The organism is Pandoraea sp. B-6, assembly GCF_000282835.1.
In the GTDB taxonomy this organism is placed as follows: domain Bacteria; phylum Pseudomonadota; class Gammaproteobacteria; order Burkholderiales; family Burkholderiaceae; genus Pandoraea; species Pandoraea cepalis.
Map to the genome: position 1 here is coordinate 1 of NZ_KB290555.1, position 203 is coordinate 203.

The window sequence follows — 203 nt, forward strand, 5'->3', positions numbered from 1 at the left end:
GCCGCAGCGGCGCGTCGGTTCGACGGCGTGAACGTGCGCGATGCGCTCGCGCAGCGTGTTCTGCCAGCGGCGAAGATGCGAGTCGCGGGCGATCTCGCGAGCGTCCAGGACGTGCGTGGCGGCTTTCGGCGCGGCGGATTCGATGGCAGCGCTCGGATCGGGACTGCCGGGTTCGGCGTCGGCGCTTGGCCATTGAGCCGGAC

At 71.9% G+C, this 203-nt stretch carries 1 protein-coding gene; it reads right to left on the bottom strand.

The features are described 5' to 3' along the window. Positions 1 to 203, bottom strand: a 203-nt coding sequence (locus A985_RS29525) for a hypothetical protein (protein WP_039830602.1), incomplete at both ends; no start/stop codon positions are given.